The following is a 17,205-nucleotide window of genomic DNA, read 5'->3' as shown; positions in this document are numbered from 1 at the left end:
CGCTTGTAGCAATACTTGCGGTCTGAGTGGGAGAGATTGAATATGCAAATTTAGAGCTATAATCTGGCTGCAGATCTTAATATTTCTGCTTTATCTGTTTTTTCCCAAGGGAAATGCTCACGCCCGAAGTGCCCGTATGCAGCAGTTTCACGATAAATTGGTTTGATTAAATCTAACATTTTGATTAAACCATAGGGGCGTAAATCAAAGTGTTGATAAATTAATTTAACTAATGTTTCGTGGCTGACTTTGCCTGTGCCGAAGGTTTCGACCATAATTGATGTTGGATCAGCGACACCGATAGCGTAAGAAAGCTGGATTTCACAACGATCTGCTAAGCCCGCAGCTACAATGTTTTTGGCTACATAACGTGCAGCATAAGCTGCTGAGCGATCAACTTTTGATGGATCTTTACCAGAGAACGCACCACCACCGTGACGAGCAGCTCCGCCGTAGGTATCTACGATAATTTTACGGCCAGTTAATCCACAATCTCCCATTGGTCCACCAATAACAAAGCGACCAGTTGGATTAATAAAGTATTTGGTATGTTGATTTAGCCAATCAGTTGGAAGTACAGGTTTGATGATTTCTTCCATCACGCCTTCGATTAATTCCTTTTGTGAGATATGCTCAGCGTGCTGGGTAGAAAGTACCACAGCATCAATGCCAATAATTTTATTGTTTTCATAAGCAAAGGTTAATTGGCTTTTTGCATCTGGGCGTAGCCAGTCTAATTTACCTGATTTACGAACGATCGCTTGCTGCTCCATTAAGCGGTGAGCATAAGTAATAGGAGCTGGCATTAACACTTCGGTTTCATTTGTGGCATAGCCGAACATAATTCCTTGGTCACCTGCCCCTTGTTCTAATGGATCAGTTCTATCTACACCTTGATTGATGTCTGGAGATTGCTTACCAATTGCGTTTAATACGGCACAAGAGTGAGCATCAAAGCCCATATCTGAATGGGTATAACCAATATCGCAAATAACTTGTCGAGTTAAATTTTCAATATCTACCCACGCAGAAGTGGTAATTTCACCGCCTACTAATGCCATTCCTGTTTTAACGTACGTTTCGCAAGCAACACGAGCTTTTGGATCTTGTTTTAGAATTTCATCTAACACCGCATCTGAAATTTGGTCTGCGATTTTATCTGGATGCCCTTCTGAAACAGATTCAGAAGTAAATAAATTAATTGCCATTGTTATTCCTCATATTGATTTTAATCCTCACAAGCGGTCATTTTTAGTCAAAAATGAGCAAATGTAACCGCTCGTTTAATTGTTTAGATGTTTTTCCGTCTAGACGGCTATAATAGATTTTTTCAGTATTTTAGGCAAACAGAATTTCACTATTTAGTTTTAGCCTCATATTTTTATTGACAAAATTTTGTTAAAATCAAACCGCTTATTAAGATAAGAAATTATTCAGGGGTCTTTATGTTCTATCGAGTGTTACTTTATTTAAAACAGCCGAGCAATCGTTTATGGATTTCAACTATTCTATCTGTTTTTTGGGCGATTTTATTTGCTTTTGTCGCCAAATTATCAAACTTATTTTTCCCGCCTGAAATTTTTCCGAAAATTGAATTAAGCACGTTAGAAAGTTTATTAAATGTGATTGCTTCAACCATGTTTGCAGTGAGTACATTTTCACTTTCTATAATGGTATCTGCATTTAGTTCAGCCGCAAATGGTGCAACGCCAAGAGCCACAAATTTAGTGATTGATGACAAAACCAGTAGGAGAGCGGTTTCAAGTTTTATCTCTGCTTTTATTTATTCAATTATTGCAAAGACTGCATTAGGAATGGAATTTTTTGGGCAAAATGGACGATTTGTCTTATTTATCACAACCCTCGCAGTGTTAAGCTATGTTATTTTCACGTTAATTAAATGGATTTATGTGCTCTCTCATCTAGGGCGTTTAGGGAATACTATTGATAAAATATATGATTCTAGTGAAAAAAGTTTACAAAATTATCGAGCAGATCCCTCTTTAGGGGCGACTTGGAAAGGCACTTTAGGCTTACAAGCGGAATCTATTTATGCTCAAGATACAGGCTATTTAACGCATATTGACTTTGCACAATTACAAAAAATAGCTCAACAACTTTCGACCTATATTCATATTGCGATTCGACCAGGTGAATTAATTATGCCTGATACACTTCTCGCTAAAATTGATTGTGTCAGTGATAAAGCAAATACCATTCGTGAATGTTTTATTCTTGATAAAGATCGTGGATTTGACCAAGATCCATTGTGGGGCATTATTGTGTTAAGCGAAGTTGCTCAGAGGGCGTTACCCCCCTCTGCAAATGATCCTGGCACCACGATTAAAGTGATGATGCATATGATGAAACTCCTCGTGACACCACATACAAATAATCACCCACAGCGCAAGCATTATGACCGCTTATCTATCGTAGATCTCAATATTGGAAAGATTATTTCACACAGTTTTTCGCCTATCGCTCGTGATGGCGGAGCAATAATGGAAGTAGGAATAACGTTACAAAAAGTACTGGCAAGTATTTGGCGTAATGCACCTGAAATAGAGCTACGGGAGGCTGCGATCATTGCGGCTGAAAATTATCTAAAACGTGCCGAAACATATTTAACCTTTAAGGAAGATTACGATCTTTTACGGCAAAAACATCTCACACTATTTAACAAAACAAAGTACTTCAATTAAAAACAGGCGATTGTGTATTTGTATCAAATGCTTAAAACGGATTGAGATTACAATGAATAATAAAAAAATACTTTTTTTCACCATATTGGCTATTTTGGGTGCTGCCACTCTGCTTTTTACTCAACCAGATAAAAAGCCCAAAACAATACATCGCCCCGAAACACAACATACAATATCGCAAACCTCCTCATTAGGTAATTACGATATACAGATGAAAAATGACCGCTTGAAGCAAAACCTTGTGGAAACCGATTATTATTTATTAGCCCTTTCTTGGTCGCCAGGGTTTTGCCAAAGGCAAAAACGTAACAATAATGGCAAAGTATTGCCACATTTTAAATATCAATGTGACGGCACCAAGTCATTTGGTTGGGTCATTCACGGATTATGGCCACAAAGTGCGAAGGCTCATGCAATTGACGAACACCCTCGCTACTGTCAAGGTGATTTACCTATGGTTGCAGAAAATACGATCAAACACTATTTGCCAGAATCGCCTGCGGCAACCCTTTTACAAGGTGAATGGGAAAAGCATGGAGCTTGTGCCTTTCATGATGCAAGGGCTTATTTTGAAAAGCAGAAAACGCTTTTCAACGCATTAAATTTACCGAATTTTGCGACGCCAAAATCAGATTTATTCAAATGGGTAAAAGCACAAAACCCACAATTAAGAGAGATTTACTTAGGCGGTGGCAAAGATGAACTTTACATCTGCTATAACAAGCAATGGCAGCCAATGGATTGCCCTAATGGTTGATTTACGCCAATTAAAAATGCAAGTGCAACGCCAATTAGTGCGTGATTTAGAACGTGCGAATATCTACTTTGAGAAAAGATTTATCCAACCAACCATTCATTACAATGTGCGTGGGGTAAAAGCAGGCGTTGCGTATCTTGAACGAAATGAAGTCCGTTTTAATCCTGTATTATTACAAGAAAATGCACAACTATTTATTCCTCAAGTGGTGCCACATGAACTTGCTCATATTTTAGTTTATCAACAATTTGGGCGTGTTCAACCACACGGAAAAGAGTGGAAAATGATGATGGAAACCGTGCTTGGTGTGCAGGCAGAGATTTATCACCGCTTTAATACTCAAAGTGTGCAACAGCAATTTACTTACCAATGTGGTTGCCAAATTCACCTACTTTCTATTCGCAGACACAATGCGACTATACGTAATACACGAAGCTATATTTGTCGTTTATGCAAAACACCCCTGCGTTTTGTGGGCAAATGATGTGTAAAGAATCGTAAATATGTTCGATTTCACTCACTAATTTAGTAATAATTTTAATGTGTTGCTATCACTCTATCAGGGTGATGGCTTTAAATTATTAAGTTACTGATACACTTAGAGGAAATATGAACCACATTTACAAAATCGTCTTTAACAAAGCCACAGGTACGATGACCGCCGTCTCCGAGTTTGCCCGTGGACACGGCAAGGGCAGTTTACGCACCAAGATATTTCGCCCTGCGGTGTTTCGCTTGTCGCTACTGGTAGTAGCATTGGGACTGGCAGGGGTAGTACAAGCAGCCGAAGAAAGAGGCAATAAACTCAGTACTAGGGATGATGAAGGCAATACCATATATCATTGTTACTATAGCCAAGAAGGTGGTAATAATGTAATCTGTGGCGGAGAAAGTACTCTGGTGGAAGATAGAATTGCTAACTCTATAGCAATCGGTAAGTCCGCAACATTAAGATCTAATTCTATTAATTCTGTGGCGATTGGCAATGAAACTGCTGTAACAAACTCCGCTAATGCCACCGCTATAGGGAATAATGCCAAGTCTATAAATTCAGAATACGCTATTGCTTTGGGTACTTCTGCAAAAGTAGAAAATGCTACAAATGGCATCGCTATGGGGCGTAGAGCCGAAGCCTCGCAAATCGGGGCGGTGGCACTAGGCAGTGGTTCGGTTGCTGATCGTGTAGGGTTGACTGTTGTAGGGTTGACTGCCAGTACTACAGCTGATGCCGCTCAAAACAGCGTATATTCGCCAACTGATACCACAGAAGATAACGCAGAGATTTTGGCAACCGTCAAAGGCACAAACAATGGTGCGGTATCAGTAGGTAATACCAACACAACCCGTCAAATCATCAATGTGGCCGCAGGGAGTGCCGACTCTGATGCGGTGAATGTGGCACAGTTAAAAGCCACGGCCGCCAAATACTTTGCCGATAAAGATGTGTCTGCTGACAACCCTGCCACTGACAAAGCCACCGCCAAAATTATGCCTAATCGTGTGCTAGGAATTAAGGGTAAAGACACTGCTATAGAACTAGACCCAGCCAAAGATAAAATCAACAAAGAACGTGAAAATACAAATAACATCACCACCACCCTTGATGCTGCCAACAACACCGTCTCAGTGGAACTCAACTCGCATGTGAAGGGCTTGTCTAGCTTGCAGTTTGGTGATGAGAAGATTCGCACTATAGAGGATAATAGAAAACAGCCTGGTATCACTATTGGTAATTCTGGGACAAAAGCCACTCATCGCAATATCGCTATCGGTGATAATGCCCAAGCGATACAATCTAAAGATAAAGATGATAACTATAACCTTGCTGATGCAAACGCCATTGCCATTGGTTCATCTGCTAGAGCAGGTACTGATGATTATTATAGGGAGAGCTTAACGGGTAACCGACTCTTAATAACTCAAGAGCTTCAAGATTTAGCTTATTTGGAGGAACTAAAAAAACGAAACAAGGCGGAAGTTGAACATGAGCTTACTCAAGCGGAAAAAATAGAGATTTTGACTATTGCTGCTGAAAAAGCCGCCGAAGAGTTTAAAAAGCTAAAAAGAGACAATACTCAAAAAGTTAAATCTGGGTTCAGAAGCATTGCTGTTGGTGGGCATTCATCAAGCCTTGGAGACGACAGCATTGCGTTAGGCCACTCTGCAATCGCTCAAAAACAAGGTGCAATGGCATTGGGTTTTGAGTCCATGGCCTACGGCGAGAGTAGCATTGCCTTTGGTGTAGACTCAGAAGCGGGGAGCTTGTACTCCACCGCTTTAGGGACTCATACACATGCATATGCCAGAAGTGCCACCGCTTTGGGTGAAAGGGCAGAAGTAGCCTTCGGTGCTACAGCTGGCACCGCATTGGGTGCGGGTGCTCATGTTTCATTTTTCGGCGAATCTGGTACTGCCATCGGTACAGCAGCACAAGTTTATGCACAAGAGAGCACGGCGGTTGGTTCAAATGCTCAAGCAAGAAAACAAGGTGCGGTGGCACTAGGCAGTCAGTCGGTTGCTGATCGTGCTGGACTGCCAGAAGGTGCAACCACCGCCAGCACCACACCGAATGCTGCCCAAAACAGCGTGTATTCGCCAACCAATACCGAAGCAGATAACGCAGAGATTTTGGCAACCGTCAAAGGCACTGAAAATGGTGCAGTGTCGGTAGGTGCAACAGATGAAACCACTCGCCAAATCATCAATGTGGCCGCAGGGAGTGCCGACTCTGATGCGGTCAATGTGGCACAATTAAAAGCGGTGGCAGGTACCCCTACTTACTTCCATGTCAATGATGGTACAGATACTCAAGAAGCGGGTGATCCTGATACTAACAAGGGCAGTATCAAATCCAAAGGCGGTGCTGTGGGTAGTAAGTCATTGGCCGCAGGTGTAAATGCAAAAGCCAGTGTTAAAGAATCTACAGCTGTTGGTTATGAAGCCATAGCTGCTCAAGAGGGTAGTGCTTTTGGTGCTTCGGCCAAAGCAACTGGTTTACAATCCTCTGCTTTTGGTATTAGGGCTAATGCTACTGGCAACGCCGCTGCTGCATTTGGCAGTGATAGTAATGCTTCGGGTGCTCAAACAGTTTCTATTGGTTATGCTACTGTTGCTGATGGTGATGGGGCAACAGCATTAGGTAATTACACTAATGCTAATGGCTATGGGGCAATCGCGATTGGTAGTGTAACAAACGCTAAAAAAATATATAGCACAGTGGTTGGCTCAAGAAGTACTGTAGAAGGGGCTAATTCAGGGATATTTGGTTCAAATTCTGTTGTAAAAAGTGAAAAATCTTATACAAGCGGTATTAATAATGTCGTCGGTGCAACCTCTAATAATGTGGGTGCATTTGGTAACAATAACCAAATTGGTGCAATGACCACTTTTGATACTGATGGTACGCTCAAAGAGCCTGTAGAATTAACTAGCGAAGTTGATGCTTCAGGTTCTCGTGTGATTGGTAATTATAACATTATTACCAGCCCAAATACTTATGTGCTAGGTAGTGGTATTAATAGTAAAAACAAATATACTAAAGTTGGCGATACTGTTGCTAACTCCGTTTATCTGGGAGATAACAGCACTGCACGTGCCACCACAGGCTTGAACTATCTGCCTAATAGCGATCAAGTTGGTAACACCACCACAGCTGGTGTTGGTGCACTTAAGCCACAGCTAATCGTTGGTATCTCTGGTGCTCAAGAGCTTAGAGGGCCTTTTGCGGGCAATGATGCCGTGGGTGTGGTTTCTGTGGGTGCCAGTGGTGCGGAGCGTCGTATCCAAAATGTGGCAGCAGGTGAACTTAGTGGACAAAGCACCGATGCCGTCAATGGCAGTCAGCTATATAATGCCTATGCTATGATTACTGATATAGCAGCTGCGGCCAAAGTTCAAGAAGGCCTTGGTATCAAAGTAGATGACCAACAACAACCCAACGGCTCAACCATATCTACCGTATCTGTCAAAGTTGATGATAAGACCATTAAGATAAATGGCGAAGGTCAGCTGTATGCGGAAGTTGGTGGTGCTGATGTCAATACTTATTTCCATTATAATGATCATACAAATCAAGAAGCAGGCGATGCAACTACCAACTATGGCGACATTAAAACTGCAGGCGGTGCCTTAGGGCAACATTCATTGGCGGCAGGTCGTGGTGCAAAAGCCAGTGTTAAATATTCTACAGCAGTGGGCTATGAAGCCATAGCTGAGCAAGAAAGTAGTGTATTTGGTGCTTCGGCTAAAACAACTGGCTTGCAAGCTTCTGCTTTTGGTTTTAGGGCCACAGCTGATAAAAACGCTACGGCATTTGGTGGTGATGCTAAGGCTTTGGGTAATCAAGCTAATGCTATTGGTTATGGTACTACTGCTAATGGGGGAGCAACTGCATTAGGTGCCTATTCTCAAGCTACTGGAAACACGTCAATCGCCATTGGTAATGTAACAAAAGCTACAGAAACTTATAGCATAGCGATCGGTCCAAGAAGCGTTGTAGAAGGGAGTTATTCAGGGGCGTTTGGTGCAAATTCTGTTGTAAAAGGTGGAAAATCTTATACAAGCGGTATTAATAATATCGTCGGTGCAACCTCTAATAATGTGGGTGCATTTGGTAACAATAACCAAATTGGTGCAATCACGACTTATAGAAATGATGGTTCTATCCAGGAACCTACAAATTTAACTGAACAAGTTACTGTTTCTGGTTCCCATGTGATTGGTAATAACAATATTATTACCAGCTCAAATACTTATGTACTGGGTAGCAGCATTAATAATAAAGGTAACTATACCAAAATTGGAGGTACTGTTTCTAACTCTGTCTATCTGGGTGATGACAGTAGCGTGCGTGCTGATCAAGGCAAGAACCATCAACTTAACAGCGATGCCGAGGGCGACACCACCACCGGCGGTGCAAAAGGGACGGTAAATAATGCCATCGTAAACGGCATAACATACAGCGACTTTGTGGGCAAAAAGGCGGTAGGTGCGGTGTCGGTGGGTGCAAGTGGTGCAGAACGCCGTATTCAGAATGTGGCGGCTGGTGAGATATCGGCTACCAGTACCGATGCGATTAACGGCAGTCAGTTGCACAATACCATCAATACAGGGCATTGGAAGCTACAAGCAAACAGCATGCCAGTAGAGAACATACACTGGGGCGATACGGTTAATTTCACTTCATCAGATAAAACGGTTGTCATCACCTCTAAGACAGAAGACACCACCAGCACGCTTGATTTGAAGGTCAATACCGATGACACAACCATTAACAAGGCTGCAGATGGAAAATTAAAAGCCATCACCACCGCTGTTACTGCTACTGGCAATGTAACCGACAACACAAAGCCAACCTTTACTGCTACTACTGGTTCAGCATTGGTTACAGGTGAGACTTTGGCAAACACCGCCAATACTTTGACCCAAGAAGGCTTGAACTTTACTGGCAATAACAATGCGTTCAATGTACACCGTGATTTGGGTAGTCAGCTTGTCATCAAAGGTGGCGCTACTGGCTCGGTAAGCGACAAAAACACCTATGTGGAAGCGACCAATGACGGCTTGATTGTCAAAATCGCTGAAAGCCCAGAATTTACAACCGTTACCGCCACCAATAGCCTTGTCATCGGTAATGGTAATACCACCACTTTAACCTCAACGCTAAATGGTCTTGATGTTGGCGGAGACAAAATCACCAATGTCAAAGCAGGTGAAAACCCAGCTGATGCTGTCAATAAATCACAGTTAGATGCTGCTAAGACTACAGTTGTAGGTAATGGACCTGTAACAGTCACCCCTGGGACTCCTAACGCCAACGGCACCACTTACACCGTCAGCGTAGAGACGACAACACCACAGGTTGCTCGTGGTAATGTGACTGTGACTGAAACAGATAAAAATAAACTCATGACCGCAGGCAACATTGCAACCGCCATCACTGATAGCGAAAAAACATCGTCTGTTGTATCAGGTGATACAGCCTTTGTAACTGTAAACCCAGGTAATGAAATAAATGGCAATACTGAATATACGGTTGGTTTAGCTCAAGGTGTTAAAGACAGCCTGAAAAAAGCAGACACAGCCGTCCAAAGCTTTACCACAGCGGTGAATAGTACAACAGTTGATACCATTGACAAAGACAATAAAGTCATTAACTTTGTAAATGGTAATGTAACCACTGCAACCAACAAAAATGATGACATTACCTTTGATGTCAATGTCGATGGCACTACCATCAAAGTAGAAGGCGATAAGCTAACAGCCAACACCACCACAATCACATATGCCAACAATGATGGAAGGGTCGATACTCCAGCAGATGGCAATGCATTGGCTAAAGCAAGCGATGTCGTTAATGCCATCAATAACGCTGCTTGGAAAGCTAAATCGGGTGGTAATAAGGCTAATGGCGACCAAGATACTGCTGAGTCTATCAAAGCAGGTGATGAAGTTGAGTTTGTTGCAGGTGATAACCTAACTGTCAAGCGTACTGGTAAGACCTTTGAGTTTGCCACCACCAAGACCCCAATCTTTACATCAGTTCAATTTGATGAAAAGGGTCCTAAGATCCAAAATGACAATGGCAACATAAAAGTTAGCAACGAAAATGGCGATCCTACCAAAATCACCAATGTCAAAGCAGGTGAAAACCCAACTGATGCTGTCAATAAATCACAGTTAGATGCTGCTCAAAAAGCTGCAACCACTAAGGTGGAAGGCGATCAAGGCGTATTGGTAACTGATAAGAAAAATACTGATGGCAGCACCACTTATACTGTTGCTGTTAAAACTGATGACAATACCATTGTCAAAGATCTAGCCACAGGAGCAATCAAAGCCAATACAGGTACAATCGCTGCCAATAATACAGGTAAAGTTACCCCAACTATAGGCGATGAAAATAAAGTAGCGACCGTTACTAATGTGGCTAATGCGATTAACAACTCTGGCTTTAATGTAATCGGTGCAGGCAACATAGCAGATGGTGCTAATCCTTTTGCCAATCAACTTATCAAGCCAAGCAATACCGTTACCCTAGAAGCGGGCAAAAACCTAACCGTAGCCCAAGAGGGTGGTAAGTTTACCTTTGCTACCAAAGACGATGTGGATTTTAACACCGTCAGCACTCAAGACTTGCTTGCCAAAAACGCAGGCGTGCAAAATCTTATCGTGCCTGTTAGTTACGACCCGATAACCAACAAGCTACAAAACATTGCTATCAATAAAGATGGTATTGATATGGCAAATATGCCTATTATCAATCTACAAAGTGGTGTAGGTAGTACTTATCAAAATCCACAAGCACCTACCGATGACGAAAAACAAGCGATTGCCAAAAAAGTCAACGAAGCCAAAGGCGACCAACTTGGCAATGCGGTCAATGTCGGTGATTTGCAAGCGGTGGCGAATAGTGCAGGATTTAACCTTGCAATTAGCCAAGGTACAGGCATGGCAACTGGCACTACTACTGATAAATTTATCAAATCAGGCAATAAGGTAGATTTTAAAGCTGATAAAGGCATTAAACTTAGCAAAGTCGATACAAATGATGGTGCTCAAATCGCCATTGAACTTGATGACGCGACTAAACAAAGCCTGACAAAAGCTGATACCGCCATGCAGAGCTTTAAAACGCAAGTCAATGGTGTAAGCGAAGTCCAAATTAAAAACGATGGCGTAGTCAACTTTGCCAATGGCACAGGTACAACGGCCCAGCGCCAAGGTAATAACATTACCTTTAATGTCACCAAAGCCACCTTAACCACCAATGCTGATAATACAGTCACTGCCGACAATAAAGGCGATGCCTTTGCTACCGCCCAAAATGTGGCAAATGTGATCAACAATGCTGTTGCTACTACTTCGCTGACCAGCAGTAAGACAGGCAGAGTGTATGACCCTGCTGACCCTGACAAACTGGTCAAAGCAGGCGATATTGTTGATGCCATCAACAACTCAGGCTTTACCCTAAATGCCAACTATGAGCAAGATGGTCAAAAAATCAATAATGGTGGTAGCGTCAACTTCGTAGATGGTCAAAACATCGCCATCACACGAGACGGCAACAAAATCACGGTAGCAACCAAAGATGATGTGAGTTTAAAGTCAGCCAGCTTTAGCGATGGTGCAGGCAATCAAGCTGCCATTACAGGTTCAGGCGTTATTGTCAGCACGCCTCACAACGCAAATAACCCTGTGACCTTAACCGCCAATGGTCTTAGCAACGGTGGCAACAAAATCACCAATGTGGCTAATGGTGCCAATACCCAAACGATTAACACCACAGGGACAGGCGTTGCACAACCGCAATCTACTTTGCTTAACTTGCCAGACAACAATAGCCAAGACGGCAATGCAGTTACCGTGGGCGATTTGAAAAACTTAGGCTTTGTGGTTTCTGCTCAAGACGGCTACAAAGACACGGTCAAAAACGCCCAAGAAGTCAAATTCACGGGCATCAATGGTGCTGTGGTTAAAGGCAAGACTCAAGGTGATGTGCGTGAAATCACCATCGAAGTTAATGCTCAAAGCACGGTAGAAAGCGCTCAAACTCCTGTGGTCTATACCGATGAAAATGGCAACAAACTGGTCAAATCTATCGATGGCAACTTCTATCCAGCAGGTACGGTGTTTGATGCTCAAGGCAGACCAACAGGGGCTAGTGCAAATGTTCAACCAGTAACCAATGTTGTTGCCAGCCTAAACAACGCCAAAGGCAACACCACCGCCCCAATGACACTAAAAAATGTGGCAAGCAACCTTGTGGCAGTCAATAATGTCGACGATGCCCAACCTGCTGCCAACAGCCCTGACAATCTGGCAAGCAAACTAAGTAACGCTGCCACCGTGGGCGATGTATTAAACGCAGGTTGGACAATCCAAAACAATGACACTGACATTGATGCCATCAACCATGGTAACAAAGTTAATTTCGTTAATGGCAAAGGCACCACCGCTTTGGTTACCTCTGATGGTGTAACAAGTAACGTGCAGTTTGATGTTGAAACCGACAACACGACTATCAAGGTAGAAGGTGGCAAAGTTACCGCCAATACCACCACGCTTACCCAAGACCCTATCAGCCAAGGCAAAGTGCTAACCCCACAAAACGATGACGCCAAAAAACTGGTCAATGCAGGCGATATTGCTACCGCCATTAACAATTCTGGCTTTAATTTGTCAGTAAACACAGGCAATGACAAATCACTGGTCAAGGCAGGCGAAAGCGTTGATTTAAGTAACACCGACAACAATATCGTAGTTAGCAAGCAAGGCAACAACATTGTTCACAATCTTGCCGATACTATCACTGTTACAGGCGTTAATATTAAAGGCGGTAATGTCAGTCTAACCAATACTGGGTTGAATAACGGCGGTAACAAAATTACCAATATTGCAGATGGTAAAGACGATACCGACGCAGTGAATGTTAAGCAGTTAAACACCAAGTTTGCAGGCTCAAAAGAAAATGTTACATCAACCAACAAAACGCTAACAGTAACTCAAGCAACCGACCCAGTTACCCAAGCGACCACTTTTGATGTTGCGGTAAACACAGGCAATAGCTTGACGGTAAATACCCAAACAGGTGCGATTGATGTTAAAACTGATGACAATACCATTGTCAAAGACCCAGCCACAGGAGCAATCAAAGCCAATACAGGTACGATGACAGCAGGCAATCAAGGCGTTGTAAACTCAACTCCAAACGATGGCAACAAGCTTGCCACGGTTGACAATGTGGTCAATGCCATTAACAATGCAGGGTTTGTGGTAACATCAGGCAATACAGGCACAGGCACGCAGTCAGGCACCCAAGCCGATACGCTCATCAAAGCAGGTCAAAAAGTTACTTATTTGGCAGGCAACAACCTAGATGTCAAACAAGACGGTGCCAATTTTACTTTTGCCACCAAAGACGATGTAGAATTTAAGACGGTCAAAATTGGCGACACTACATTGAGCAGTCAAGGCAATGTATTGACCGTTGGTGCAAATTCTGCCACTCCTGCCACACTTCAAAATGGCACAATGACGATGCAAGGCGGTACACAGCTTGTCAATGTTGCCAGTGCAGGCGATATTAAAGATGTAAATAACGCCTACAATGCGGTCAATGCAGGCGACCTAAACAATGCGGTCAATGCTCTAAATACGCAGATTACCAATGCCCAAAATGCCTCTACCGAGACGGTGGTATCAAAAGACGGCTCTATCAGCGTTACCCCTCAAGCTCAAGCAGGAAAAGGCAATGAGTTTAATTTGTCGGTCAATACCGATGGCACGACCATCAAGGTAGAAGGTGGCAAAGTTACCGCCAATACCACCACGCTTGCCACGACCCCCACAGGTGCTGTTACAATCAATAGTATCAATGACGCAGGCAAACTGGTCAATGCAGGCGATATTGCTACCGCCATTAACAAAGCAGGCTTTACCCTAACCACTTCAGCCAGTGAAGGGGTGGTCAAAGGCACCAGCAACGAATTGATTGGTGCAGGAAAAGCAATTGCGATTGATGCAGGCAAAAACATTGCCATTACCCAAACAGGCGGACAAGTCAGCATTGCCACCAAAGACGATGTGGAGTTTGCGACTGCAAAAATTGGCGGTAATGTCAATATTGCTAATAATAGCGTATCGGTTGGTAACATTACATTGACCAATGAGCCAATCAGCGTAAACAATCAGAATGTCAATAATGTCAATGAAGCCATCAATCAAGTGGCAATGCAAGCTTACAAGCCTTTGACTTTTGCAGGCGATGTGGGTAACTTTGAGCGTAAGCTTGGCGAAACCATCGCTGTCAAAGGGGGCAATACAGGGGCGTTGTCCGACAACAACATTGGCGTAACTGCCAACCAAGACACCTTGACCGTCAAACTGGCTAAGGATTTAACAGGTCTTAGCAGTGCAAGCTTTACTGACAATGCAGGAAACAAAACGGTCGTAAACGGTGCAGGTGTGGTCATTACGCCTGTCAATAATAACAACCCTGTTAGCTTGACCAATACAGGTCTAGATAACGGTAACAACAAAATCACCAATGTGGCTAATGGTGCCAATACCCAAACGATTGCCACCACAGGGACAGGCGTTGCACCAAATGCAACCTTGCTCAATCTTGACAACAGCCAAAACGGCAATGTGGCTACCGTGGGCGATTTGAAAAACTTAGGCTTTGTGGTTTCTGCTCAAGATGGCTATAAAGACACGGTCACAAACGCCCAAGAAGTCAAATTCACAGGCATCAATGGTGCTGTGGTTAAAGGCAAGACCGAAGGTGGTGTGCGTGAAATCACCATCGAAGTTAATGCTCAAAGCACGGTAGAAAGCGCTCAAACCCCAGTGGTTTATACCGATGAAAACGGCAATAAACTGGTCAAATCTATCGATGGCAAATTCTATCCAGCAGGTACGGTGTTTGATGCTCAAGGCAGACCAACAACAAATGTTCAACCAGTAACCAATGTTGTTGCTAGCCTAAACAATGCCCAAGGCAGTACCACCGCCCCAATGGCACTAAAAAATGTGGCAAGCAATCTGGTGGCAGTAACCAACACCCACGATGCCCAACCTGTTGCCAACAGCCCTGACAATCTGGCAAGCAAGCTAAGCAACGCCGCCACTGTGGGCGATGTATTAAACGCAGGGTGGACAATCCAAAACAATGACACTGACATTGATGCCATCAACCATGGTAACAAAGTCAACTTTGTTGACGGTAATGTCACCACCGCAACAGTCACCACTGATGGTAAAACCTCTAAGATTCAGTATGATGTGAAGGTTGATGATGACACCATCAAGGTGGAAGATGGTAAGCTTAAAGTCAATAAAGCGGCGATTGATACCAACACGGTGACTGGCTTGATCGATAGTGACACTACAACGGTGTCGGTAGATAATGCCAATATAGCCAACCCTGTCTATAAAGTGCAGGTGAATAAAGCAGGTTTGAATAAAACCAATACCGACAATCCAGAGGCTGATAACATCACCTTAACGAATGCAGGTAAAGTGGTTGCCCCAACCAATGACACCCACGCACAAAACAGCTTTGTGACCGCTCAAACATTAACCGATGTGGTGAATAACACAGGCTTTGTGGCCACGTCAGGCGTAGAGGGTACAGGTCAGCAGTTGGGTGCTAAAGCCAACACACTCATTAAATCAGGTGAGACAGTTACCTATAAAGCAGGCGACAACCTAAGCGTGAAGCAAGAGGGAGCCAACTTCACCTTTGCCACCAAAGAGAATGTTAAATTCACCACCGTCACCACAGGTAACACGGTGATGGATAACACTGGCATCAGCATTAATAATGGTGCAGCAGGCAAACCAGTCAAACTCACTAAAAATGGTTTGGATAATGGTGGTAATACCATTAAGAATGTTCAAGAAGGTGTTAACGAGACTGATGCAGTGAATGTGGCTCAGCTAAAGAAAGCCATAGGTGGTGCGACTACGCAAATTGCTGAAGGCAAAAATGTGATTGTTAAAAACGAAAAGGGTGCTGATGGCCAAGCTGTTTATACCGTGCATGCAGATAGCTCAAAGGTTACTCAAGGTGATGGTATTGTAGTTACACATACAGTAGAAAGTGATGAAAATGGCGTAAAAACTAACGACTACAAAGTTGCTTTGTCTGAAGCTACTAAAAATCAGCTTAAGAAAGAAGAGTCAGTAACTAGCCAAGATACTAACTTATTGGTGGATAATACAACTACTAATGAAACAGGAGCTAAAGAGTACAAACTAACCTTAAACAAAAAAATTGATTTAACCGCAGAAGGTTCACTGACCATTGGTGATTCTAAGTTAGATAAAGAAGGTTTAACTATTAAAGGTGGACCAACTGTGAAAAAATCTGGTATTGACGCAGGTAGTAAGAAGATCACTAACGTGAAAGATGGTGAGATTCGTGCAGGTAGCAAAGATGCAGTAAACGGTGGTCAATTACAGAGTGAATTAGATAATATCGGTTGGGATCTAACTGTTGCAGGCAATACGGCTAAAGATTCAGAACAGGGATCTAAAAAGGTAAAAAATAAGGGGAAAGTAACGGTTTCTGGCGGTAAAAATATGGTTGTTTCACGTAAAGACTCAACAATTGAACTTGCCACTTCAAGTACTCCTGAATTTGACAGCGTGAAAGTAGGCAATACTACTATCAGTTCATCTGTTGCACAAGATGGTGTAAATGAAGTGAAGATTAGTGGTGCTAAGAATGCTCAAACACGCATTACAAATGTTGCTCCAGGTCTGAAAGGCACAGATGCAGTGAATGTAAACCAGTTAAATCAAGTGAAAAATGACATCGGTAATCTAAGTCGTAAAGTAGATAAAATTGATCGACGTGTACGGGGTATAGGTGCGAGTGCAGCAGCATCATCTGCTCTACCGCAAGTTTATCTTCCTGGTAAATCAATGATTGCCGCAGCAGGCGGTACTTACGATGGTGCAACAGCAGTCTCTGTAGGTTATTCAAAGGCAAGTGATAATAGTAAACTTATCTTGAAATTACAAGGTACTGCAACCAGCGAAGGAAGCTTGTCTGGTGGTGTTGGTGTAGGTTACCAATGGTAATTTAGCTAGGTGATATTAAACCTTTCCAATAAATAATAAAGTTGAGTGTGTAATACACTCAACTTTTTTGTTTTCTGTTTGTCATCACGTTGAAAATGAATGACCATTTGCAAAAAAATTGTAAAAAAAGACCGCTTATTTAACCAATAAGCCTAG

General features: G+C 42.9%; 5 protein-coding genes. 4 read left to right on the top strand and 1 reads right to left on the bottom strand.

Going from position 1 to position 17,205, the window contains the following annotated elements:
• Positions 1 to 56: 56 nt before the first annotated feature.
• The gene (gene metK / locus HV560_RS09675; RefSeq protein ID WP_176808862.1) at positions 57 to 1,208 is read right to left on the bottom strand and encodes a methionine adenosyltransferase; all 1,152 of its coding nucleotides are present in this window, start codon (positions 1,206 to 1,208) and stop codon (positions 57 to 59) included.
• Positions 1,209 to 1,445: 237 nt separating this feature from the next.
• On the opposite strand from metK, the gene HV560_RS09670 reads away from it, so the two are divergent.
• The 4 genes from HV560_RS09670 (at position 1,446) to HV560_RS09655 (ending at position 17,049) form a co-directional block, all read left to right on the top strand.
• Positions 1,446 to 2,702, top strand: a complete 1,257-nt coding sequence (locus HV560_RS09670) for a DUF2254 domain-containing protein (RefSeq protein WP_176808861.1) — start codon at positions 1,446 to 1,448, stop codon at positions 2,700 to 2,702.
• 52 nt (positions 2,703 to 2,754) lie between these two features.
• Positions 2,755 to 3,459 carry a ribonuclease T2 family protein gene (locus tag HV560_RS09665; protein WP_176812750.1) on the top strand — a complete coding sequence of 235 codons (705 nt, stop codon included), beginning with the start codon at positions 2,755 to 2,757 and terminating at the stop codon, positions 3,457 to 3,459.
• Positions 3,452 to 3,943 carry a SprT family zinc-dependent metalloprotease gene (locus HV560_RS09660; protein ID WP_176809048.1) on the top strand — a complete coding sequence of 164 codons (492 nt, stop codon included), beginning with the start codon at positions 3,452 to 3,454 and terminating at the stop codon, positions 3,941 to 3,943. The genes HV560_RS09665 and HV560_RS09660 overlap by 8 nt, the downstream gene beginning before the upstream one ends.
• A 125-nt stretch (positions 3,944 to 4,068) precedes the next feature.
• The gene (locus HV560_RS09655) at positions 4,069 to 17,049 is read left to right on the top strand and encodes a YadA-like family protein (protein WP_176812749.1); all 12,981 of its coding nucleotides are present in this window, start codon (positions 4,069 to 4,071) and stop codon (positions 17,047 to 17,049) included.
• Positions 17,050 to 17,205 lie beyond the last annotated feature (156 nt).

This window comes from Mannheimia pernigra (assembly GCF_013377995.1).
In the GTDB taxonomy this organism is placed as follows: domain Bacteria; phylum Pseudomonadota; class Gammaproteobacteria; order Enterobacterales; family Pasteurellaceae; genus Mannheimia; species Mannheimia pernigra.
Note: the sequence above shows the minus strand (reverse complement) of the source record. Positions and strands in the feature narration are given on the sequence as shown.